The organism is Pseudoalteromonas haloplanktis ATCC 14393, from assembly GCF_000238355.1.
GTDB lineage: Bacteria > Pseudomonadota > Gammaproteobacteria > Enterobacterales > Alteromonadaceae > Pseudoalteromonas > Pseudoalteromonas haloplanktis.
In genome coordinates this window covers 265499-289452 of record NZ_AHCA01000001.1, presented here as the reverse complement: position 1 = coordinate 289452, position 23954 = coordinate 265499, and the positions used below count along the sequence as shown (strand labels likewise).

The 23954-nt window shown below is 38.1% G+C and carries 17 protein-coding genes; 10 read left to right on the top strand and 7 right to left on the bottom strand.

What is annotated here, in order from left to right:
* Positions 1–36: 36 nt before the first annotated feature.
* The 3 genes from PHAL_RS0101140 to PHAL_RS0101130 all read left to right on the top strand — a co-directional run bounded on the left by PHAL_RS0101140 (position 37) and on the right by PHAL_RS0101130 (position 3039).
* Positions 37–795 carry a rhamnogalacturonan acetylesterase gene (locus PHAL_RS0101140; protein ID WP_016706559.1) on the top strand — a complete coding sequence of 253 codons (759 nt, stop codon included), beginning with the start codon at positions 37–39 and terminating at the stop codon, positions 793–795.
* Positions 796–870: 75 nt separating this feature from the next.
* Complete coding sequence (locus tag PHAL_RS0101135) at positions 871–1869, top strand: LLM class flavin-dependent oxidoreductase (RefSeq protein ID WP_016706558.1); 999 nt, start codon at positions 871–873, stop codon at positions 1867–1869.
* A gap of 195 nt (positions 1870–2064) precedes the next feature.
* Positions 2065–3039 (top strand): patatin-like phospholipase family protein, encoded by a 975-nt coding sequence (locus tag PHAL_RS0101130; RefSeq protein WP_016706557.1) that lies wholly within the window; start codon positions 2065–2067, stop codon positions 3037–3039.
* Between the two features lie 43 nt (positions 3040–3082).
* Here PHAL_RS0101130 and PHAL_RS0101125 read toward each other — a convergent pair whose 3' ends face one another.
* Positions 3083–3946 carry a DMT family transporter gene (locus PHAL_RS0101125; RefSeq protein ID WP_016706556.1) on the bottom strand — a complete coding sequence of 288 codons (864 nt, stop codon included), beginning with the start codon at positions 3944–3946 and terminating at the stop codon, positions 3083–3085.
* 83 nt (positions 3947–4029) lie between these two features.
* Positions 4030–4740 carry a helix-turn-helix domain-containing protein gene (locus PHAL_RS0101120; protein WP_029215965.1) on the bottom strand — a complete coding sequence of 237 codons (711 nt, stop codon included), beginning with the start codon at positions 4738–4740 and terminating at the stop codon, positions 4030–4032.
* 197 nt (positions 4741–4937) lie between these two features.
* On the opposite strand from PHAL_RS0101120, the gene PHAL_RS0101115 reads away from it, so the two are divergent.
* Entirely contained in the window at positions 4938–6344 is a 1407-nt protein-coding gene (locus PHAL_RS0101115; protein WP_016706554.1) for an alanine/glycine:cation symporter family protein, read from the top strand.
* Positions 6345–6411: 67 nt separating this feature from the next.
* Positions 6412–7470, top strand: coding sequence for a patatin-like phospholipase family protein (locus PHAL_RS0101110; RefSeq protein WP_016706553.1), 1059 nt, complete (start codon positions 6412–6414; stop codon positions 7468–7470).
* A gap of 1363 nt (positions 7471–8833) precedes the next feature.
* Here PHAL_RS0101110 and PHAL_RS0101095 read toward each other — a convergent pair.
* Entirely contained in the window at positions 8834–9397 is a 564-nt protein-coding gene (locus PHAL_RS0101095) for a lipid-binding SYLF domain-containing protein (protein ID WP_016706550.1), read from the bottom strand.
* A 132-nt stretch (positions 9398–9529) separates the two neighbouring features.
* Between PHAL_RS0101095 and PHAL_RS0101090 the strand changes: the two genes are divergently transcribed.
* Positions 9530–10741, top strand: coding sequence for a tyrosine-type recombinase/integrase (locus tag PHAL_RS0101090; RefSeq protein ID WP_016706549.1), 1212 nt, complete (start codon positions 9530–9532; stop codon positions 10739–10741).
* Complete coding sequence (locus PHAL_RS0101085) at positions 10742–11938, top strand: cation:proton antiporter (protein ID WP_016706548.1); 1197 nt, start codon at positions 10742–10744, stop codon at positions 11936–11938. It begins immediately after the preceding gene.
* 78 nt (positions 11939–12016) lie between these two features.
* Here the strand turns inward: PHAL_RS0101085 and ydiJ are convergent, their stop codons facing one another.
* Complete coding sequence (ydiJ, locus tag PHAL_RS0101080) at positions 12017–15064, bottom strand: D-2-hydroxyglutarate dehydrogenase YdiJ (protein WP_016706547.1); 3048 nt, start codon at positions 15062–15064, stop codon at positions 12017–12019.
* Between the two features lie 151 nt (positions 15065–15215).
* Here ydiJ and PHAL_RS23720 point away from each other — a divergent pair, with 151 nt between their 5' ends.
* Positions 15216–15425 (top strand): PGPGW domain-containing protein, encoded by a 210-nt coding sequence (locus PHAL_RS23720; RefSeq protein WP_080571507.1) that lies wholly within the window; start codon positions 15216–15218, stop codon positions 15423–15425.
* Positions 15426–15493: 68 nt separating this feature from the next.
* On the opposite strand, the gene ppsA is transcribed toward PHAL_RS23720, so the two are convergent.
* Entirely contained in the window at positions 15494–17869 is a 2376-nt protein-coding gene (gene ppsA / locus PHAL_RS0101075; RefSeq protein WP_016706546.1) for a phosphoenolpyruvate synthase, read from the bottom strand.
* Between the two features lie 152 nt (positions 17870–18021).
* Between ppsA and ppsR the strand changes: the two genes are divergently transcribed.
* Positions 18022–18831, top strand: a complete 810-nt coding sequence (gene ppsR / locus PHAL_RS0101070; protein ID WP_016706545.1) for a posphoenolpyruvate synthetase regulatory kinase/phosphorylase PpsR — start codon at positions 18022–18024, stop codon at positions 18829–18831.
* A 106-nt stretch (positions 18832–18937) separates the two neighbouring features.
* On the opposite strand, the gene PHAL_RS0101065 is transcribed toward ppsR, so the two are convergent.
* Entirely contained in the window at positions 18938–20287 is a 1350-nt protein-coding gene (locus PHAL_RS0101065) for a class II 3-deoxy-7-phosphoheptulonate synthase (protein ID WP_029215964.1), read from the bottom strand.
* A 1353-nt stretch (positions 20288–21640) separates the two neighbouring features.
* Between PHAL_RS0101065 and PHAL_RS0101060 the strand changes: the two genes are divergently transcribed.
* Complete coding sequence (locus PHAL_RS0101060) at positions 21641–22516, top strand: DNA replication terminus site-binding protein (RefSeq protein WP_016706543.1); 876 nt, start codon at positions 21641–21643, stop codon at positions 22514–22516.
* Positions 22517–22575: 59 nt separating this feature from the next.
* Here the strand turns inward: PHAL_RS0101060 and PHAL_RS0101055 are convergent, their stop codons facing one another.
* Positions 22576–23790 (bottom strand): hypothetical protein, encoded by a 1215-nt coding sequence (locus PHAL_RS0101055; RefSeq protein ID WP_016706542.1) that lies wholly within the window; start codon positions 23788–23790, stop codon positions 22576–22578.
* Positions 23791–23954 lie beyond the last annotated feature (164 nt).

Genomic DNA, 23954 nt, shown 5'->3' with positions numbered 1-23954 from the left:
AAAACTGATTTATTTAAACAAGATAGAGTGAGTAGAATGGGTAAATTAATAGCAGTTATACTTTTTATCATGAGTTTTTCGAACATGGCAGCAACCAATAAAATACAACTTTTTATGGCAGGGGATTCAACCATGTCAATTAAAGAGATCAAAGATTACCCTGAAACAGGGTGGGGGATGCCATTTAGTATATTTTTTAATGATAATATTGAAATTAAAAATCGTGCTAAAAATGGCCGCAGTACGCGTACTTTTATTAGTGAAGGGTTATGGGTCGGTATTATCAGAGAACTCAATAAAGGTGATTATGTTATTATTCAATTTGGTCATAATGATCAGTCTAAGCATAAAATAGATCGCTACACGTCTCCAGAACAATACAAGCATAATTTGAGCAACTTCATAGCTGATGTGCGAGCTAAGCAGGCATTCCCATTATTGATGACTCCGGTAACACGTCGTTATTTTGATGACGAGGGGAAAATCAAAGATACGCACCCTATCTATGCTGATATTGTCAGAGATGTCGCCCGTGAAACTGGGGTTGACTTTATTGATATGGAACGAGTAACACAGCAGCACTTTCAAGCGATGGGAGAATTGAACTCACGCTTGCGCTTTATGCATTTAGATGCAGGGCTGCACCCTAATTACCCTATTGGTGTTAAAGATGATACTCATTTTAATGAATTAGGGGCAAGAGAGGTAGCACAACTTGTGTTACGTGAAATGCGAAACCTACAACATCCATTAGTAATGCAATTACGCACACCAGATCCAAAGCACTTAAAGTAAGTTGAATTTTGATAATCAGGACCCATTACTGAGGTACGATTTAATGAATTTAATCAAACTCTGGTAGGAGTAAGCATGCCTAAGCTCGCAGCAATCCCGTTTTCGTTACTTGAACTAAGCCCGATGCAACAAGGTTCGACAGTTTCAAGTACACTTGCCAACAGTGTTGCGTATGCACAAAGAGCGGATGAACTGGGTTTTAATCGCTTTTGGATGGCTGAGCATCACAATATGCCGGGTATTGTGTGTGCTGCAACATCGGTATTAATTGGTCATATTGCGGGTCAAACACAAAACATTCGTGTTGGAGCAGGTGGCGTAATGTTACCGAATCACCCACCACTTATCGTTGCGGAACAATTTGGTACGCTTGAAAGTTTATACCCGGGTCGTATTGATTTAGGGTTAGGCCGTGCCCCTGGCAGCGACCACATAACCAGCCGAGCACTTAGGCGTGATGAGCGCAGAGCTGAAAATTTTGCTGATGAAGTTACTGAACTGCAATCATTACTAGGCCCAAGTGATGGTGTATCCCCAGTACGCGCAATACCTGGCGAAAACACTAATGTGCCCATTTGGTTGCTCGGCTCTAGTTTATACAGCGCCCAATTAGCGGCTAAAAAAGGCCTGCCTTATGCGTTTGCAGGGCACTTTGCTCCACGCTTTGTTTATGATGCTATTGCGTTATATCGTCGTGAGTTTCAACCATCAAATGTTCTTGATAAGCCCTATGTCATGTTGGGGTTACCTGTTGTTGCAGCCGATACCGACGAGCATGCCGCATTCTTATCAACCACCTCAAAACAACGTATTTTAGCTTTATTAAGAGGTGATCCATTATGGTTAACACCGCCTGTAAAAACGATGGATGGGCTTTGGAACACGCAAGAGCAAGCACAGGTTGAAAGCTTTTTAGGTTTGTCGGTGGTGGGCGGCCCTGTGACTGTTGCTCATAAATTAAAGATGATAGCCAAAGAGCTTGGTGTTGATGAGTTTATTTTTACTAATGACTTATATGAAAGTAAAGATAGACATCGCGCACTTGAAATCTTATCAGACCTAAAAAATAGTTAAATTAACCAAGACTAAATTAAGCAGGCATACATTTAATTATTGTTATGCTTGATCTCACTAGACAGTACGGTGATCATCCTGATTTCCGTTCTGTTTTATTAATCAATTCAATTTATATAATCAATTTTAACGTTTATATAAAACTCATTAAAATAAAGGTATAAACCAGCAAAATTAATCAAAGGAAGGCCGACAGTGAAACCTCAAGACGCTACAATCTCAAACACGTTCAATAAAACAGCATTGATCGCAGAAGGGGGTGGGCAGCGTGGCATATTTACAGCTGGTGTGCTTGATGCGTGGCTTGAGCACAATTACGACCCCTTTGATCTGTTTATTGGTACCTCCGCCGGTTCACAAAACTTAACGAGTTTTTTAGCGCGTCAAAAAGGCTACGCTAAACGCCTCATTAGAGGTTTATCACGGCATAAACGGTTTTTTCAACTTGGCCGTGGTCTACTTGGAAAAAGCATTGTTGATTTAGATTGGTATTTTGATAAAACCACCGAGTTTAACCGTGCCCTTGATTTTAAAACAGCTAAATCTAGCTTAGGTCAAAGAGAGTTGTTGATCACAGCCACAAACGCACGCGATAGAAAACCATATTTCTTAACTCCAACAGGTGAGGCGCAGCAGTGGCGTGAGTTACTAAAAGCGTCAAGCGCGTTACCGTTTTTATATAAGCAAGGTGTTAGATTAACCCCTTGGTTTGATAAAACAGCTGCAAATGAAGCGTTAGACTGCGAAACATGTTCGTTAGCTGATGATGACTTCTTTTTGGATGGGGGGCTTGCTGCGCCATTGCCTGTAAGAGAGGCTTATAATCGCGGTGCGCGCAAGATAGTTGTTATTCGTACCGTTGATGCCAGTTTGCCAATACAATCAGCTTGGGTAAATAAACTGAAAACCTTTGTTTGCGCATCAGGTTACTGCCCTAAATCACTCGATTATCTACTACAGCATGAGCAGGCTTACTTAGACGAATTAAACTTTATGGAAAACCCGCCTGAAGATCTCGAAGTAATACAGATTTTTGCTGGCAGCAAATTGCATAGTAAGTTACTTGGCAGTACTGATGCGGATTTACGTAATGACTACAAATTAGGCCTAGCGGCGGGTAATTGTTATTTAACTGAGCAATATCAGCAAGCTGACAAATACTACGGTTAATCATCCTGTTATAAACTAACAGCACTTTAAAATTACAGCGAGTCTATATGGGCTCGCTGTTTTTATTACTTGCGGGTTTAACATTACTAATAGCCGCGCCGACTAATACAAAAGCTAAGGCAAATACAACCGACCAGGAAAAACTAATCTGTTTAGCTAAAACCAATATAATGGTAGAGAGCAGCGGCGTTAAAAAGCTTAACGAAGCCAATAATGTTTTATTACCTCGTTTTAATGCACTATCCCACAAATAAAATGCGCCACCTACAGGTCCTAAGCCGAGCAAGACAATGCCAAGTAATTCATTAACAGTAAAACTGATGACCGTAGTTTCAAAATAAATATGTGCTAAAAAGGCAAGTGCTGCAACATAAAGTGAAAGCCAACCTATGTCATCAACGTGATTTTCAAACCCAGACATCATAAATGAATAGCTAGACCAAAGCAGAGCACAACTTGCAGCAAAAAAATAACCTAGCCAATACTGTGTACTGATAGAAAAGCCACTGCCGTCTGAAATTAAAAAAGCGATACCTATGAATCCAAGTAACCCACCTAAAATTGCATTTAACTTATTTGCAGCTTTAGCCACAAATACGCCTAGTAGCAGCGGCCACAAATAAACGATTAGGCTAACTTCTATGAGAGGAGCGTATTTCAAAGCCATAAAATAGCAAAAATGAAAACCAAATAACCCTGTAATGCCGATCACAGTTTGCGTTAAACTAAGTGTTGGTGCAGTGAATAAAGCTTGCTTACTGAGCACTCGTTTTATGAATAACAATAAAAAAGAGATAAAAAAACACATAAACAGTAACTGAAAAGCCGGTATAGACTTTGTTAAATTGCCCAACAGCGCTAATGCACCCCACAAAATAATTGCTAATATCCCTAAACTGGTCGACATATAAAACTCATAGTTAAAATTTGATGGATTGAGTTTAGCAATTGCTCAGTAAATTAATGTGCTATAAAGTCGGTTTAGTTGGCTTAAAGGTGCCTTTTTAACTCCCGCGGTGTTTGTTTATAATAAAGGCTGAATGCACGGCTAAAAGCCGATGGATCTTCATAACCGACCCGTTGGCCAATAATCGCAATAGGTAAGTCAGAGTTACACAGCAGTGATCTTGCGTGCTCCATTCGTAAACGAGTTAAATATCTAACAGGACTTGTATGTAGGCATTGTTTAAAAACCGTTTTAAACTGAGTAACACTCAAACAGGCGGTATCTGCCATATCAACCAGAGTATAGTTATTAGCTAAATTATTTTTTAACAATAACAGCACATTATTAATACGAGGATCGATGTAGTTGCCAGCAGTTTGTTGACTAAGTAATAGTAAAAAAAGCTCAAATGCTAAATGACTCTCATCATCAGCTGCTTTGCTATGTAATTGTTTATCAATGAAGTTTAAGTAACTCATTAATTTGTCATCAATGGTAAAGCAAGGAGATGGCATCGTTAGTAGATTAGTTGGTAAGTTATCTAGATCAGCGACGATAAACCGCGCGTTCTCATCAGACTTAAATGCATGCAGTTGCTTTTTTTTGATCACGATACATTGCCCCACACCTACGCGAGCTGCAACATTAGCTACTTCAATTTCAATATAGCCGTACAAGGGCAGTACAAGCTGATGATAGTCATGCTGGTGGCTTTGAATTGTGCGGGTGTAGTATCTAACAGATAAACTATTCATAAACATGATATTAATATAAGCAATACTCACTATGATGTAGCTAATAGTAGTGGGTTGTAAACATTCTTTTTTAAAGTAGCAGCAGCCAATAAGTGCTTGCTAATTTATACGATAAAGATAAAGTGATTGTAATTAAATATTCTTAAATAAAGAATTAATATTCTGAAGTTGTTTTATAAAAACTATAAAGGGAAAGCATGTTTGATTTGATTGTAGGCACAATTAACAACTTACTGTGGGGCGAAGGGCAAATACTCATTTATATTTTATTGTTTACGGGTATCTGGTTTTCAGTGCGTTTAAAGCTTATTCAAATCTTAAAATTTAAGCACATGTTTTCGTTATTACGCACAAGCAGCAAATGCGATAAAAACGATATTAGTTCATTTCAAGCTTTGTGCACTGGTCTAAGCGCGCGAGTAGGCACGGGTAATTTAGCCGGTGTTGCTGTTGCGATATCATTGGGTGGCAGTGGCGCGATATTTTGGATGTGGATGATTGCTATTTTAGGGATGGCCACGGGTTTTGCCGAAAGCGTACTGGGTCAAGTATACAAAGTGCGTGATAGTAATGGCGAATTTAGAGGCGGGCCTGCTTACTATATTCAACAAGGTATAGGCAGCAAAACTCTCGCCATCGCATTCGCTTTGTGTTTATTTTTAGGTTACGGTTTTACCTTCAGTGCAATGCAAACAAATACCATAACCGATGCACTTAATTACGCGTTTGAAATTCCAACCTTTTATTCTGGTATTGTTATTACCATTCTTGCTGGGTCAATTATACTCGGGGGCTTTAAAGCAATCGCCCGTTTTGCAGAGCGCGTTGTGCCCATCATGGGCATTATATTTGTATTAGCTGCGGTGATCATCACCCTAATAAACTTCACCCAAGTACCTGCGATGCTTAAAGATATCTTTTTATCAGCATTTGGTTTGCAAGAAGCAGGTGCCGGCGCAATGGGCGCAGCAATTAAAAACGGTATTCAACGAGGGTTGTATTCAAACGAAGCCGGTGCGGGGAGTGTGCCTCACGCTTCTGCTTGCGCGACTCCAATCCCAAACCATCCCGTTACTCAGGGCTACATTCAAATGTTGGGGGTGTTTTTTGACACCATCGTACTGTGTAGTTGTACCGCGGTGATCATATTATTAGCTGATGTTGATATCAGTGGCGAAATGGAAGGCATTCGGTTAACTCAAGAAGCCATGACTGCGCACTTAGCACAAGGCGGAGTATACTTTGTTGTAGCGGCGATTACCTTATTTGCGTTTACTTCTGTGGTGGCAAATTATGCCTACGCCGAGAGTAACCTGCATTTATTTAAGCTCGATAATAAAATCGGGCGCGGCATTTATACACTCTTATACTTATCAATGATGATGTGGGGCGCATCGGCCACACTAAAAGAAGTGTGGGATTTAGCCGATATTGCGTTAGGGTTAATGACGGTGGTTAATGTTATTGCTATCATCACCTTAACGCCAACAATACTCGCTGTGACTGCGGATTATAATAAGCAAAGAGCAGAAAATACCGAGCCCGAATTTGATGCAAACAAGGTTAAAATTCAGGGAAAAACAGAAAAAGGTATTTGGCATTAACTCATTTTTAAAAACGTTCAAACTGAATACTTATGCAGTTTGAACGTTAAGTAGATTAAGATATTTGATGATTGAAATACACGCCGGTAAAACGGCTGCAAAAATAATAAACGAGCAAGGCTTAAAGCCTGAGCTTTTTACATCATTTTTAGGCGCAAGTGGTGGGCCAAAATGGTTCACCTTATTTGGATTAGATAAATACCTTTTTGGTGAGTTTTTTAAAGGTAGAACGCAGCAATTAAACTTAATTGGCTCATCAGCTGGGGCGTTTCGCGCGGCATGCTTTTCACAAAATGATCCTGTGGCAGCTATTACACGGTTAGCAAAATCCTACAGTGAAACTCGTTACGCGACCAATAAACCAACACCAGCAGAAATTACATTAAAAGCACGGGTATTACTTGAAGATGTTTTTGGTGATAATGGCGTTGCTGAAATAATTAATAACCCAGTGTTTAAATCACATTTTATTGTAGCAAAATCAAATGGTTTGGTAGCCAGTGAGAAAAAAGCATTACAGTTACTGGGGTTAACCAAAAGCTATTTAAGTAATCGAGTGCACCGCCGATTTTTGACCAAGCAATATGAGCGCTTTATTTATCAAGCACCAAATAGCGACTTAGCCATTGAAGACAGTTATAAATTTAAAACCACACAACTAGATTTAACGAACGATAATTTAAAAGATGCATTACTCGCATCGGGTTCAATTCCATTAGTGATGCAAGGTATAAAAAATATAGCAGGGTCACCCCCAGGTATGTACCGCGACGGCGGTATAATTGACTACCATTTTGATTTAAAAATTAACAACCCTGGGTTAATTTTATACCCACATTTTAATTCAACACCAAAAGCAGGGTGGTTTGATAAAAGTTTAAAACGCAACGTCGCCCCTGAAAATTACGACAACGTGGTAATGATCACCCCGTCTCAAAAATTTATAGCCGGATTACCTTACGGCAAAATCCCCGACAGAACCGACTTCACTGATCTCGACGCCGACACCCGAATTAAATACTGGCGCACAGTATTTAGTGAAACAGAAAGGTTAGCTGACGCGTTTGATAAAAATATAACCACAGGTAATTTTGAATTAAAAATAATTGATAATTTTAATCAGTAAGTTATTTTTTATAGCTGATTGATCTGATGGCTATCAACGGATAACTCATGGTACGTAATATTAAAGAAAAGGGCGAAAAGACCTTTTTTATTAATAGTTTGACTTCGCTATCAGCTTTGACAGTTTTGCATTGCATATTCTTTTTATTTAACCAATCATATCCATTTTTAGTAAATTACGAGAGATTTCTCACAAATATTGTCATTCGCTATAGCCTTATATTTTTCTTCAGTCAATAATAGATATCATACGATATGAACATGAAAAAAATTAATTTTCACAATTTATTTTGTTAGTTGGCTGTGGGTAACTAATAAAATTATGGAATGTAATTTTATCAAACATAAAGTCGTTAAAAAATTAACGATTACTTATCAATAGGTTGAGATTTTAGATGGCTAAATTTAGTTTGATATAACTAAAAAGTATAGTGTTATTTTTAAATATTCTTGCCATTTGTATTAATATTTGCTTGGGGTTATAATTAATCTCGTTGGTTTAGTAAAGGAGTTTTTATAGACAAAAAAAAACGAGCTAAAAGCTCGTAATTTCAAAACGAAGTTCGTTTTATAAGATAGATCGCCAAAATAATAGCAAACCTTAGTGACATTTGGATTGTATTATTTTTAGGTTGGATTGTCAAATATGCGAGCTTCTACTTTAATAGATAAATTAGGAGATGCCATGTTTGACTACATGAGTTTTCTTACGTTAATTATAACTCTTGCATTTAAATGTGCTTACTATCGGGAAGGCATATTGTTAAAGAGGCAAATTCGTAAGAAACTACAGCAAGATCTCATTAAGAAATAATAGAGATTACAAGAGCCTTTTTAAGGCTCTTTTTTATTAATTTGTTTTAGTTCTCATAGCTATTTCAGTAACAATTTCAAGTAATTGACTTTGTAGATTTGAAAAATATACATCTTGTGTTTTATTTTGCTCCTTAAGTATTTTGTACATGGTTTCAGATTTCCTCGCTGACCATCAGATGGTTTAACTTCCCCCAATGTGAGTCATTATATGGTCGTGATAGGAAATTTTACAATCTGCCCACGGGCGAGTAGGAGTTAATAGTCGATATAAATTATTGAAATTTACTTTAGTGGACTGGTTTGATAAAAGTATAGTGATAAGAAAGTTTGAATTAGAACTAATTGAAAAATTTAAGCTGTAAGTTATTTTGAGCTGATAGCTGATAGCTGATAGCTGATAGCTGATAGCTGATAGCTGATAGCTGATAGCTGATAGCTGATAGCTGATAGTTAACAACCCATAAATTACGTTATGTTAAATAGATTAAAGTAAATTAAAGTGGGCGTAGTTATACAAACTAGCCCACTTTTAGAGGGGTTTTAAAAGCTTAATTTAGCTCAGAATCTACCCAAAATTTAGTGCCTTTTAATACAGCTTGTAATGCAAGGCCATTTTCGGTTAATGAATAAACAGTAACTTGATCGGCGATAGCCTCAGCAGTGATTGCACCGCCGGTATCTTGGTATTTTGCGGCTGCGTCTGCGTTACCGCCAAAAGCCCAACCGTGCTCGATAAAACGATTTAGCGCGGCTTGATTATGAAAAACCATAACAACATTAAAATCTTTAACACCTAAACCAAGGCCTAAACCGGCTTCACCCATATTCATATATGTAGATTTTCCCGTTAGGTTATTTTTTACAACCCCATAGCCACCACCAAAACTTGCCAGTACCACATTTACATTGGCATTATCAAAGACTGCATAACCGGCTGCATTAGCAATTTGTTGTTTAACATCAGGTTTTTCTTTATATAATTTACTTAGTGTATCAGCACGCATGTTTTGCACTAAGTTACGTTTTTCAGTTGGTGAAGCGCTGCCCGTTGTAGCACAACCCGATAGCACTAATGTTAGTGCGGCTAGACTTAATATTATTAACTTTTTCATATGCTTTCCTTAAACAACCAAAGTTATCTTTTGAGTTAGGCTAATTTGCAACTGCGTTAAGTCCAATACTAGACAGTATCGGACTTTAAATATAGACTATAACTATCTTATTTTATTAGAAATAACTCAAATATGCTTGTAGCTTTGGTCGATACATTAAAACAATTACGGTATCAAATTGCTCATCTTGAAGATGATACACTGCAATCAGAATACCCAGAACTTGCCACCTTTATACAGCAAGTTGGCTTGACTGTCGCTGAATCAAAGCAAGAATTAGTTTTTTTGTACCAATTTCTTTATGTTTATGGCCGTAAATCAGAGGCGACGTTTAATCGTTTTCGCAATGAGCTTGAGCGCTTTTATTTATGGTCTTGGTTAATTGCACAAAAGTCAGTATTTGAACTAAAGCGTGAAGATATCGAAGCTTATGTTGATTTTATGGTTGAGCCAGATAAACAATGGACGATGACATCAGTACAATGGCGTTATAAAGATGAGCAAGGTATTCGTCGATTAAACGAAAACTGGCGCCCTTTTATGCTTAAAGAATCCATTGCCAGTCAACAAACATTAGCTGCTATGTTTACCGCATTAAATGTGTTTTATAAATTTGCCATTTTAGAAGAAAAAACGTTTGCTAACTTTGTTCCTGTTGTAAAAAAGAATAGCCCGTACTTAGTGGTGCAATCGCAGATTAAAATACCGGATACTTTAAGCGATATTCAATGGGAATATGTATTTGGGGTAACGCGTGATAAATGTGAGCATCAACCTGATTTAGAAAGAAATTTATTCACGTTAGCTTGTTTAAAAGGTCTTTATTTACGCATTTCTGAATTATCAGAGCGACCTCAGTGGTCACCAGTTATGTCACATTTTTGGCAAGACAATGATGGTTTTTGGTTTTTACGCATAATGGGAAAAGGTAATAAATTACGGGATGTAACGTTAAGTGATGATTTTGTAACTTATTTAAAACGTTATAGATTATACCGAGGGTTGCCCGCCCTCCCCCGTGTTGATGAGGCCGAACCATTAGTGCATAAAATTCGTGGACAAGGCGGCATGACCGTTCGACAAATTCGCCGCCTAGTGCAACAAAGTTTTGATTTAGCAAAACAATCTTTACTTGATGATGGTTTTAAAGATGATGCTGAACAACTTGAAGCTGCCACTGCACATTGGCTTCGTCATACGGGAGCAACTCATGATGCACAAACACGCCCACTTAAACATTTATCAGAAGATTTAGGTCATGCAAAAATTGCGACCACCGATCAAATTTATATTCAAACTAATATAAAGGAACGTGCAAAGTCAGGACTCAAAAGGAAAATTTAAATGCAATACAGTATATTGGCCTGCGTTGGCTTAGCTTTTTTAATTTACTCACTTTCAATGCGACAACTTGAACGCGTTGAAATTACCGGCCCGATGTTTTTTGTTGTTATAGGTGGCGCAATTGCTTTTTTATTGCCTAATGAAACTGCTTATTTAAAAAGTGATATGGATCATTTGTTGCCACTGATTGAGTTAACCTTGAGCATTTTTTTATTCACGGATGCAGCGAAAACTAAACTATCTGTGTTAAAACATAGTTTTCAGTATCCTAGTTTATTACTTTTCGTTGCCTTACCGCTGACATTAATGGCAGGCATTGTTATTGCTAGTTTAATGTTTACCCAATTAACTTTGTTGCAAGCTGCCTTAGTGGCAATTATTTTAACGCCAACAGATGCGGCATTAAGTAAAGGCTTACTCAATAGCAGCGCAGTACCAGAAAAAATTCGTGAGGGTATAAATACTGAAAGTGGTTTGAATGATGGGCTTTGCGTGCCGATTTTTTTAGTGCTGATGTTATTAGCGCAAGAGCCAACGTCTACATTTTCTTTGGCTGATACCGCGCTGGTTTTTGCCCGAGAACTCGGTATTGCACTTATTATTGCAGTGCTAGCTATGGCGGTAATTATTCCATTAATAAAATTTGCAATGAAGCGGCATTATTTTTCAAACAATACGAGTCCATTTCTAGTTGTTGGTATGGCAATGACTATATTTTCAATTGCCCAGAGTTTTCACAGTAGCGGTTTTATTGCAGTTTTTGTTGCCGGATTAATTTTTGATAAATATACAGCGCAACCATTGAGGGAAAAGCTCGTTGAAGATAGCGAACACATTGCAGATTTTACAGGTTTACTTATTTGGTGTTTGTTTGGGTTTGTTTGCAGTTATTTAGTGTTACCAAATATAAGCTGGACCGTGATTGTGTTTGCACTTTTAAGTACCACGCTGATCAGAATCATTCCGGTTATGTTATCGCTACAATTTACCAACTTGAAATTTAAAGAGCGATTAACGTTTGCATGGTTTGGCCCACGAGGTTTAGCCTCAATCGTTTTTACCTTGATGGTTATTGATACGGCTATTGAAAATAAATACCAAATAGCTACGATTGCGATGACCACCATTTTATTAAGTGTATTTATTCATGGCATGACGACTAAACCGATTGCTGATAGTTTTTCAAAAAGAAAATAAATTTAAAATTACTTTTTACAGATAAAATAAAACGGCGAGCTACTTGAGTAGTTCGCCGTTTTTCTAGTAAGTGAAAAGTTAGGTAAGCTTTGCTGCTAGCAATTCAATTGGATGTTTCGGTTTAAATTTTTCGTAACGTTTTACCTGACTACGACAAGAAAAACCAGTTACCAATAATTGTTCTGGCGAACTTTTTTCAACTACACCCTGCCAGCTCATTTCGTATAAAGCGCGGGAGTTATTTTGGTTTTGAGCTTCGTGGCCATATGTGCCGGCCATACCACAACAACCTGTTGCCGTAGTATTAAGTGTTAAACCTAAATCAGAAAAAATAGTTTGCCAAACATTTGCAGCTTTTGGCAATGCCGTTGTTTCAGTACAGTGACTTAACAAAGTAAACGATGTGTCACTAGTTACTTTGTTTGCTAGCGGTTTAAATGATTGTGTCGCTAACCATTCATGAGCAAGTAGGACTTCAAAATTTCCGCGTTCATCTTCTAAAATAGAATTGTATTCATCACGGTAACACATCACTAAAGATGCATCTAAACCAACCAATGGCGCATTTATTTCTGACAATGAATTTAAAAATGCTGCGGCATTTTTAGCGGTAATTTTAAACTCATGCAAAAATCCTTTTACGTGTTGTGGTTTCCCGTTCGGTAAAAATGGCAATAGGATGGGTTTTTTGCCTAGCGCCGAAATAATTTTTATAAAACTCTCGACCAATTCTGCTTCATAAAAACTTGTAAATGGATCTTGAACAATCAATACATAGTCACTTTGCTGTTCTGCACTTAGTGACTGCAATTGTGCAAAATTAAACTGGTGTTGTTTTTTAATACGCTGTTTAAGTGACGGGGTACTGAGTAACGGTGTATCTACATAACCCACCGTTTTTTTGATCAACGAACTAGCAAGTTTAGTTTTTACAATTGGATTAATTACGCGTGAAAAGCGAGCCATAATTGGCGCGCTGTTTTCAATATTACCCACTAAGTAATCTTTCAGCGGGCGAGCATAATAACTATGGTAGTAGTTTAAAAAGCGAGACCTAAATGTAGGTACATCTACTTTTATAGGACAGGCAGTGGTACAAGCTTTACACGCTAAACATTCATCCATCGACTCTTTTACTTCATGGGAAAAATCGTAAACGCCTTTTTTCTTATCACGACTGTGTTGATATCGTTCCCACCAAGTGATCACTTCACCTTTATTAAGCTCTTTTTCAACTTCTAATAAGTCGATGTCTTTAGTTTGTTGTAACCGTAGCCATTCACGCATTAAACTTGCGCGTCCTTTTGGAGAATAACGGCGATCCCCGGTAACTTTATACGACGGACACATGGGGGATTTTTCGTCATAGTTAAAGCAAATTCCGTTTCCATTACATGTCATGGCATTGTTAAAACTGGTTTTAACATCGACTGAAATTTGCCTATCAAACCAAGCTCGCTTTTGATCGTCAACACTGACTAGTGAGTCTTCACTGTCAATAGGAGTGCATATTTTACCTGGGTTAATACGATTGTTTGGATCAAACGCTGCTTTAATCCGGCGTAATTGATTGAATAAATGTTCTCCAAAAAATTCAGGCCCGTATTCACTACGATAGCCTTTGCCATGCTCACCCCACATCAAGCCACCGTATTTAGCTGTAAGTTTTACAACAGCGTCGGAGATCACTCGTAGCAATTTTTCTTGTTCTGGATCGCACATATCCAGTGCAGGTCGTACGTGTAATACGCCAGCATCAACATGACCAAACATACCATATTGTAAATTATGGCTATCGAGTAAAGCTCTAAATTCAACTATAAAATCAGCGAGGTTTTCTGGGGGAACTGCAGTATCTTCAGCAAATGCAAGCGGTTTTTGAGTCCCTTTTACATTACCTAATAAGCCAACTGATTTTTTCCGCATTCCATAAATCTTAAGAATGTCTGCTTTATCGCTGGTAAGTTGATAGCCTATAACACCATTTTTTTGTTGTGTTACGCAATCATCGAGTAACTTACATAATGTATCAACCTTGTCTTTAATGTCGTCGACTGATACAGCGTTAAACTCAACCATGTTGAGGCCTTGCATGTCTTTATTTTCAACATCGGTTATTAAGTCCGATACTGAATGCCAAACAATATCCTGACGTGCAAGGTTGAGCACTTTACTATCAACTGTTTCAACAGAGGTTGCCCGTGCTTCGACTAAAAATGGTGAGTGGCGCAACGCGGAATCAAAACTGTCATACTTAATGTTGATCAAGGTTTTAAATTCAGCAATCGGCGTAATGTTTAGTTGGGCTTCAGTAACTATACCAAGCGAGCCTTCTGAACCTGTGATCAGACGGCTCATATCGAAAGTTTGTAAGTCATCACTTAGCGTATGCTCTAGGTCATAGCCAGTTAAGAAACGATTTAAACGTGGGAATTTGGCCAAAATTGCTTCGCGATCAGATAAGCAGATATTCAACACCGTTGAATACAGTTTTCCGATTGTGGTGTCTTGCTCAGCAATCAGTTTAGCTTTTTCAATCTCGATTGGGCTGGTACACATTTTTGTACCATCAACTAAGAAAGTGGTAAGCCCTAAAACATGGTCGCTGGTTTTACCATATACCAATGAACCTTGACCAGACGCATCGGTATTAACCATACCACCTATGGTTGCTCGGTTACTGGTTGATAAGTCAGGGGCAAAAAAGAAGCCATAAGGGCGTAAAAAATCATTAAGTTGATCTTTGATAACGCCGGTTTGTACACGTACCCAGCCTTCTTCAGCATTGATTTCTAGAATTTCACGCATATAACGTGATAAATCAACAACAATTCCAGGTGTTAAAGACTGACCATTCGTTCCTGTACCACCGCCTCGCGGGCCAAATGTTAACGATAAAAACGGATCGTGAGCAGCTGTTTGTAGGGCAATTTGGATGTCTTTTTCGTTTTTTGGAAAAATGACCCCTTGAGGTAATTGCTGGTAAATACTGTTATCGGTTGATGCTATTAGACGGGTGCCGTAACTTGCATCAGTATCGCCAGTAAATCCTTGTTTAGTTATTGTTTTTAGGTAACTTGCGACTAATTCGGTCGCGGCATCTTGTTGGCTTATTGTTGCTATCATGACGGTGATAAATTAAGGCATTTGCTCGATTATATCATGCTAAAGCGCAATAGAAATTGAAGATTTTACAGTTTGTAACACTCTTTTTGTCGTAATAATAAGCAAATTACTTATACTCATGTTTAAACGCTTAGTTACTCGGATTTATAAAATGAAAAAATGTTTATTAATATTGTTAGGTAGCCTGTGTATGTTATTGGGATTATTTTTTGCTGTAGTACCTGGGCCATCATTGATATTTTTTATTGCGGGTTTAATGTGTTTTTCATTTTATTACCCTAAGGCACGGCATTATTTGCGATTATGTCAAAAGGCACTGACAAAATCATGTGCATTCTTAGATAAGAAATTAGCCCGTTAATCTTAGTGATAATAAAAAACAAAAATGCCAGCAAAGTAGCTGGCATTTTTATGACTGAGCTTAGCTCGTTATTTTGCTAATTTTTTAGCAAGGTATAACCAAGTCTCGATCACTGTATCTGGGTTTAGTGAAACAGAATCAATACCCTGCTCTACTAACCATGCTGCAAAGTCTTCATGATCTGAAGGCCCTTGACCACAAATACCTACATACTTGCCTTTTGCTTTAGCGGTTTGAATTGCCATAGATAAAAGCTTTTTAATAGCAGGATTACGCTCATCAAAAAGATGTGCAATTAAGCCTGAATCTCGGTCTAGTCCGAGTGTTAACTGAGTTAAATCGTTAGAGCCGATAGAAAAACCATCAAAGTGCTCTAAAAATTCTTCAGCTAAAAGTGCGTTCGAAGGAAGTTCACACATCATGATCACTTTTAAGCCGTTATCGCCACGTTTTAGGCCATGCTCTTCAAGTAATTCAATTACGCGTTTACCTTCTTCAAGAGTACGAACGAATGGGATCATGATCTCAATATTAGTCATATCCATTTGGTTACGTACACGTTTTATAGCTTCACACTCAAGAGTAAAACAATCACGGAAATCTTCTGAGATATAACGAGCAGCGCCACGGAAACCTATCATTGGGTTTTCTTCTTCTGGCTCGTATTGCTGGCCGCCAACTAAGTTAGCGTATTCGTTTGATTTAAAATCAGACATACGAACAATTACACGCTCAGGTGCAAATGCACAACCTAAAGTAGAAATACCTTCAACCAATTTTGAAATATAGAACTCTACAGGCGATTCGTAACCTGCAATCATGTCAGTTATTTCTGCTTTTAATGCATCAGTTTGTGCATCAAAATTTAGCAATGCTTTAGGGTGAACACCAATCATACGGTTGATGATAAATTCAACACGTGCTAAACCAACACCTGCATGTGGTAAACGTGCAAAATCAAATGCGCGATCAGGGTTACCAACGTTCATCATGACTTTCATTGGTAGTTCTGGCATTTTATCAACACGTGAGGTGAGAACTTCGAAATCTAAAATACCTTCGTAGATGAAACCGGTATCACCTTCGGCGCATGATACTGTAACATCTTGACCCGCTTTAATTAAGTCAGTTGCGTTGCCACAACCAACTACAGCTGGAATACCAAGTTCACGAGCAATGATTGCTGCATGACAAGTACGGCCGCCGCGATTAGTTACAATCGCTGCTGCACGTTTCATGATAGGTTCCCAATCAGGGTCGGTCATATCTGTTACTAAGATATCGCCAACTTGTACTTGGTCCATTTCGCTAATTGAATTAAGAACACGTACGGTACCTGAACCAATTTTATGGCCGATAGCACGTCCTTCTACAATCACGTTGCTGCTGCCATTTAACTGGAAGCGCTCCATGACATTAGTATCTTCGTTTGAGCGAACTGTTTCTGGACGTGCTTGCACGATATAAAGTTTGCCATCGTTACCGTCTTTGGCCCACTCGATGTCCATCGCACGGCCATAGTGTTTTTCGATGATCACAGCTTGCTTGGCAAGTTCTTCCACTTCGGCATCTGTAATCGAGAATTTGTTTGAAAGTGAGGTATCAACATCAACAATTTCAACTTGCTTACCGTGCGATTCATCTGCAGAGTAAATCATTTGAATGGCTTTAGAGCCGATGTTACGGCGCACTACTGATGGTTTACCTTTAGCAAGTGTTGGTTTATGAACATAAAATTCATCAGGGTTAACTGCACCCTGCACTACCATTTCGCCAAGACCATAGCTTGATGTTACAAAAACGACATCTTCAAAGCCTGATTCTGTATCGATACTAAACATGACGCCAGAAGCTGACTTGTCAGAACGAACCATGCGTTGAATACCCGCAGATAATGCAACACCACGGTGATCATACCCCTGGTGAACGCGGTATGAAATGGCTCGGTCGTTAAATAATGAAGCGAAAACATGTTTGATAGCGACCATTACAGAGTCAATACCACGAACATTTAAGAAGGTTTCTTGTTGACCTGCAAATGATGCATCTGGCATATCTTCAGCGGTTGCTGATGAGCGTACTGCGAATGAAACATCTGCTGTTGCGTCGCCGTGGAGTTGGCTGTATGCATCGCGGATTGCTTGGTCTAAATTAGGTTGGAATGGTGTGTCGATGATCCATTGGCGGATATCAGCACCTACTTTGGCTAGTGTGTTTACATCATCAACATCGAGGGTGTCGAGGATATTGTGAATTTTTGCATTGAGTCCTGATTGCTCTAAAAACTCATTAAATGCGTCGGCAGTTGTAGCAAAACCACCTGGCACTTGTACACCAGCGTTAGCGAGGTTAGAAATCATTTCACCAAGTGAGGCATTCTTGCCACCAACTCGTGGAACATCTTGCATACCAAGCTCTTGATACCAGAGAACGTATTCTTGCACGGGTCTTTCTCCAAAAAACAAATTGTCGTATTAACTGTGAGAGTTAAGAAAGAAAACCTTCTAAAAAGGTCCCCTTCATTCTACACTGGCAATAGACCTTACGTAAACCGTAAGGACCCCAATTTACTCTTTAACGTAAGAAAAAGGTTAATATGAGAACTGCATTTTATATTTCTGATGGCACAGCCATTACTTCTGAAGTATTTGGTCATGCGACTTTGTCTTTATTTCCCGTCGAATTTAACCATAAAACTATCCCATTTGTAGAAACTGAGGCAAAAGCTAAAGAAGTAAAAGCCTTAATAAATGCAACATCGCAACGTGAAGGTGAAAAACCCCTGGTATTTTTTACCTTTGTGAATCATACATTAAGTGAAATAATTCGTTCTGCAGATGCTGTAAGTTATGATTTTCTCACTACATTTAGCGATAAAATTCAAAATGAGCTGAAAGTGGCTCCTGTACCAAAAGTGCATCGTACTCATTCAATGCACGAAAAAAGCTATGACTTTAGAATTGATGCGGTTAATTACGCGTTAACTAATGATGACGGTGCGAACATTAAAAACTATGCTGAGGCTGATATTATTTTAGTAGGTGTAAGTAGAAGCGGTAAAACACCAACGAGCTTATACCTTGCACTACAATATGGTATAAAAGCAGCAAATTATCCGCTTACAGAAGATGACTTGGAAACAGGTAAATTGCCGGATTGTTTAACTGCATATAAGCAAAAGTTGTTTGGGCTTACGATTGACCCTGTTCGGTTGGCTGATATTCGTCAACGTCGGATGGCAAACTCTAAATATGCATCGCTTAAGCAGTGTCGGATTGAAGTTCGTGAAGTAGAAATGCTGTACAAAAAGCATAAGTTGCCTTATTTAAACTCAACACACCATTCTGTTGAAGAAATTTCAGCAAAAATCATTTCCGATACAGGGCTTGAGCGTCGTAAGTACTAACTATATTCAAGCCAACTCAAGATGCAGATTCAGCCTTTACAGGGCTTAATATTAGTATCGGACATAAAAAAAGCCGCTGTTGCGGCTTTTTACTTTTGTATATAGCTTACTTTCGAGCGTCTTTTAACAGATCTGCCACTAAGAAACCAAGCTCTAATACTTGGTCAGCATTTAAGCGAGGGTCACATTGCGTACGGTAACGCTGTGCTAAATCATCATCCGATAACCCATAGGCACCACCGGTACATTCAGTTACATGTTGACCTGTCATCTCTAAATGAACACCACCGGCATATGAACCTTCGGCTTTATGTACAGCGAAGAATTGGCTGATTTCACGTAGGATGTTATCAAAGCTACGCGTTTTATAACCCGAAGTCGCTTTTTCGGTATTACCATGCATTGGATCTGAGCTCCAAATGACTTTACGGCCTTCTTGTTGTACTTTACGGACAAGTGCTGGTAATTTTTCTGGCAGCACGTCTGCGCCCATTCGTGTAATTAACGTTAAACGACCTGGGATGTTATCTGGATTCAATGCATCAATTAAACGAATTAAGTCATCAGGGTCCATACCAGGACCTACTTTTACGCCAATTGGGTTTTTGATGCCTTTAAAGAACTCAATGTGCGCATGATCTAGTTGACGGGTACGTTCACCAATCCATACAAAGTGTGCAGAGCAATCATACCAATCACCTGATAAGTGATCACGGCGTGTAAGCGCTTCTTCATAACCCAGTAGTAACGCTTCGTGAGAAGTATATAGGTCAGTTTCTTTTAAGCTCGGTGCAATTGTTGAGTTAATACCGCACACTTCCATAAACTCAAGAGCATCTTGGATTTTATCGGCAAGTTGTTGATACTTTTCTTTTAGAGGATTTGCAGCAACAAAGCCCATATTCCAACGGTTTACCTGATGTAAATCAGCAAGTCCACCTTGTGCAAAGGCACGTAACAAGTTTAATGTTGCAGCACTGTGGTGATAGGCTGTCATTAAACGTTGCGGATCGGGAATACGTGCTTCTTCAGTAAACTCAAAGTTGTTAATAATATCGCCACGGTACGAAGGTAGTGAAACACCATCGATAGTCTCTAGATCAGCAGAACGTGGTTTTGCGTATTGACCCGCCATGCGAGCAATCTTAACAACAGGACACTTACCGCCATATGTTAAGACTACGGCCATTTGTAAAATTGTTTTAAAAGTGTCACGAATGTTAGCTGCATTAAAATCACTAAATGATTCTGCGCAATCACCGCCTTGAAGTAAAAAGGCACGGCCTTCACATACATCTTCCAGTTGCTTAAATAAGCTACGGGTCTCTTCTGCGAAAACCAATGGCGGTGCACTTTTTAATTGGCTTTCAACAGTTTTCAGTGCTTCTTGATCCGGATACTGTGGCTGCTGAAGTATAGGGAGTTCTCTCCAGCTATTTGGGTTCCACGACTGCATATTAATTTCCTCATTCCTACATTTACCTGATAGGTGAAAATTAACGTATGCAGTGGCCCTGTTCAAGGACTATATTCGCTAATTATCAATTATTTAGTTATGAGATAAATATTATTGAATTTTACTCGTATTTTATTGGTTTTTTTTAGCCTAGAAGGTTTTTATTCTTACTAATAAGCCAATGTTTTTTAAAACATTTATATTATTTAACTCCTTCCCACGCATTGTTTTTCGAGTAAGTTGCACAATACAACCGTAAAAGAACACATCATACCTTATATTCATTGCTATGTAATCTTGTCTTTACAGCTAGCTTTAATTTATTTTAATACCGTTGTGGATGGTTTTGTTTTTATGTGCTAAGGGTGGTGTAACTTGTGATCAACACGCTAAAATAATCGTCATCCAATTTAAAAGGAACCTACTCATCATTGCTCGTGTGTAAATCTTTATATTGTAGAATGATAATACGCGGTTACAGCACTATATATACTCTCTGCAAAGTTGCGACTCTTGAATAGCCAAATCATGATTAGGAAGACGTTTCTACAACAATATTACCCCAGTAAGCACTAATTAGCGTCGTAAGGAACTATATAACAACTTCCGTTACTACTTAAATATTACTACGGAGTGTAAAGCCCTTTGTTTTTCACCAGTATTACTTTGTTTGCTAAGTTGGTGGTATTAAGCGGATTTATGTACAGCTTACAGTTGGACAATGCATACATCCAGGCTTCATGAATATTAATTACGCCACATAACCTGAGGAACTAGATTTTCCAAATAGGGTTGAAGTCCTCGCTCAACACGTTGTCAGCTTCTCGATATTAATAATCATGTTTAGTTGGTGAATTACGTTAAATGATGAGTGATAACACAGTATATTTGTTAAATGCCACCACCTACTCTCTAGACCTTACCAAGCACTGAGTTGTGTTATACTAACTTTTTACTTTTGTCTGTATGCTAGATTTGTTTCCAATCTCATTCTTGCACAGTTTTAGCTTAATGATTACGACAAGCTCTGTATTATTCCTACCATACACCTTTAAAGTATTTTGTTATATCTGCCCTCGTTAATAAATCCTTTTTGATTACATTTTAGCTTAGATTAAACTCAATACATAACAGCCACTTTATGGGTATTTTAATTTAACTCTCAGTTGCCATGTAAGACAAGATTTATTTAAAAGACAACAAAGAACACATCATACTTTATTTGAATAAGAAAATAAGCTTAACACTGAATAAAACTTAACTGAAAATAATCAAAGGAATGTGCGAAGGGTAATTTAGAATCTTTATTCAGTATGATAGACTGATGTTATCAAATCAGTATGATGTGTTCTCATGGTAACTAAAGTACAAATTCGAAGTCAATTCGATTTGCTCAATGATTTAACAAACTTGTTTATTGATGAGCTTCAATCTTGTGGCTACAAAAAGGCTGAATATTATCAACTACCCGATGTTGAAAGTCGTGATGAGAAGGTTATTCCCCAATCTATTCAGGTAAATAAAATCACCGGTGATGAAGCTCACAGATCAATATTAAATTCGTTTAAAGATATATATAAAAAAGCAGACCTAAGCAGTCGCGTTTTAAAACGTCATCCTGGACTATTGGTAATTGATAATGCAGATCAAGAACAACTTGTTGCACGTATTCAACAATTAAATAAAGCAAAGGCTTCATTTAAAGAATGTATTTTAGCTATCGATAACAATGATGCACGCTTTGAAGCTGTCCATAATGCCATCCCAAATTTAATTACGCTTGCTGCCTATCGTAAAATCCATTTTGAAGTAAACTCCCCTTTTTCAGTTCGCTTTACGTGGATGCATAAGCATGCAACGAAAACACTTACCAAAAAAATGGCACTTGCTATGCTCGAAAAGTCAGCGAGTTATTCTAATCCGCGCATGATAGACCAACACAGTTGGCAAGCGCTCGTAGCTCAAGAGCAATTAAGAGTTGCCAGTTTAGGGGATAAAGACAAACTCAGAATTCGTCGACCAACTCGAGTTAGCCCTCAAGTCAATGTCAGATACACGGCAGAAAACCGTTATCACGTAAGTGCTGCCTTACCGTTTATTTTGATTAATCCTGAACCAGATGTAAAACTTGGTACATTACCAGACTATCAAAAACCTCAAAGCCACCCACGAAAGCGTGAATATGATTTTCTTGTTGATAGATTATACTTGGAGCAAGTTGAAAAGTGATTATGTTAAAAAGGCCGCTACATAGCGGCCTTACAGTATCATTTCGTAATTTATAAAAATCAATCTTCTACTATAGCTTCAATTTTATCTTCATCAATTAAAACTGCATTCTCAACAATACGTTTCCCACCTTGAATTTCAATACGTTTGTTATGCTTGTTTAAGGTAAGTATTTCATCGCAGAATTGATCCGACGGATGCATCTCATAGGTGTAATCAACAATATTTCCGGTTTTATCATCTTTCACATTAGTGATGCTATATTCCGAAATAGCCCCTTTCTCAATAAGGTCTTTCATTGTTGTGGTCATATCACGGCGCAATGCTTTTAACTTATTTTCAGTAATATCATCGGTCGAATATATTGAACCATATTTTTCCATGATAGAAAGTAATCTGAAGTGATATGTTTTACCTGGTGCTGCATACCGCCATAAATGATAAAGGCGAAGCATCATCCATCGGGATAAACCCCGTTTTAATTCTTGTGCACTGTTAAAATAATACCCTTTGTACTCAAGATTATCGATCATGTTATGAACAAACGCATTCAAACATGCCACACACTTTACGTTACCGCCCTGCCCTTTTTTGCCACTAAAATGAAGTGACGACAAAAAGTTCATATTCGACTCATAAAAGGAGTCATCGATATCTGTATTTTTGGTATCTGTCGCAGAATACTTAAATGATAATTTTGAACCTTGCAGTGCTTCTAATGCTTCTTTAATTTGCGGGTAAGGCATAGACTGGCCAACCGCTTTAAGTTCTTGGGCCAATTCGTTCATCGAAAAAACCACAGCATATTGAATACCGGACTTAAAATTAATTTTAACGATTTTGCCTTTTGATGCTAAACGAATAAGAGCACGCTCAACTTTTTCCTCACGATCTGATGGCCAAACTAAATATTCAACATCTTCACCATCTTTACGACTACTCACTACAGCAGGTGTGATCTTAATTTCACCATCATATAAAATTCCATCAACCTTCTCTGATATTTTTCGAGTGATAATGGTTTTTTTCGGGGCTTCTTCTAGAGGTAATTTTTTATGACCAGAGCGAACAAAACGTCCCCACAAATCATAATGATTGAATGTATTTGAATAGGCACGTAAGCCATGCGCTGCATTTTCTAGCGATACGCGTACATCTTTATTATCTGTAAATAATGCGAGGCTTTCGTTATCAATTGCACTTTCCACCCCGTGGATCTGTCCCCGTAATGTATCGGGCAAGTTATCTACCGAGATGTTGACCTTTCGGTTCATTGTTCTTATTTCCAAATTTGTTGCGACAGCTAATAACAACACATTAAACTGTAAAAGTTAAATGTTTAAGTTAGTATAAACTTGATCTGAGTTTAAAATATATTTTCAGATCACTTTTTTACTAACATAGCATGATCTTTGATGTTTTGAGATCACTTTTTTAC

What these genes read in the sequence shown, in the direction of transcription:
- ydiJ (WP_016706547.1), bottom strand. Translation starts at nt 15,064, where the DNA reads ATGATAGCAACAATAAGCCAACAAGATGCCGCGACCGAATTAGTCGCA.
- PHAL_RS0101140 (WP_016706559.1), top strand. Translation starts at nt 37, where the DNA reads ATGGGTAAATTAATAGCAGTTATACTTTTTATCATGAGTTTTTCGAAC.
- PHAL_RS0101120 (WP_029215965.1), bottom strand. Translation starts at nt 4,740, where the DNA reads ATGAATAGTTTATCTGTTAGATACTACACCCGCACAATTCAAAGCCAC.
- PHAL_RS0101125 (WP_016706556.1), bottom strand. Translation starts at nt 3,946, where the DNA reads ATGTCGACCAGTTTAGGGATATTAGCAATTATTTTGTGGGGTGCATTA.
- PHAL_RS0101090 (WP_016706549.1), top strand. Translation starts at nt 9,530, where the DNA reads ATGCTTGTAGCTTTGGTCGATACATTAAAACAATTACGGTATCAAATT.
- PHAL_RS0101060 (WP_016706543.1), top strand. Translation starts at nt 21,641, where the DNA reads ATGGTAACTAAAGTACAAATTCGAAGTCAATTCGATTTGCTCAATGAT.
- PHAL_RS0101110 (WP_016706553.1), top strand. Translation starts at nt 6,412, where the DNA reads ATGATTGAAATACACGCCGGTAAAACGGCTGCAAAAATAATAAACGAG.
- ppsR (WP_016706545.1), top strand. Translation starts at nt 18,022, where the DNA reads ATGAGAACTGCATTTTATATTTCTGATGGCACAGCCATTACTTCTGAA.
- PHAL_RS0101095 (WP_016706550.1), bottom strand. Translation starts at nt 9,397, where the DNA reads ATGAAAAAGTTAATAATATTAAGTCTAGCCGCACTAACATTAGTGCTA.
- PHAL_RS0101135 (WP_016706558.1), top strand. Translation starts at nt 871, where the DNA reads ATGCCTAAGCTCGCAGCAATCCCGTTTTCGTTACTTGAACTAAGCCCG.
- PHAL_RS0101085 (WP_016706548.1), top strand. Translation starts at nt 10,742, where the DNA reads ATGCAATACAGTATATTGGCCTGCGTTGGCTTAGCTTTTTTAATTTAC.
- PHAL_RS0101065 (WP_029215964.1), bottom strand. Translation starts at nt 20,287, where the DNA reads ATGCAGTCGTGGAACCCAAATAGCTGGAGAGAACTCCCTATACTTCAG.
- PHAL_RS0101055 (WP_016706542.1), bottom strand. Translation starts at nt 23,790, where the DNA reads ATGAACCGAAAGGTCAACATCTCGGTAGATAACTTGCCCGATACATTA.
- PHAL_RS23720 (WP_080571507.1), top strand. Translation starts at nt 15,216, where the DNA reads ATGAAAAAATGTTTATTAATATTGTTAGGTAGCCTGTGTATGTTATTG.
- PHAL_RS0101115 (WP_016706554.1), top strand. Translation starts at nt 4,938, where the DNA reads ATGTTTGATTTGATTGTAGGCACAATTAACAACTTACTGTGGGGCGAA.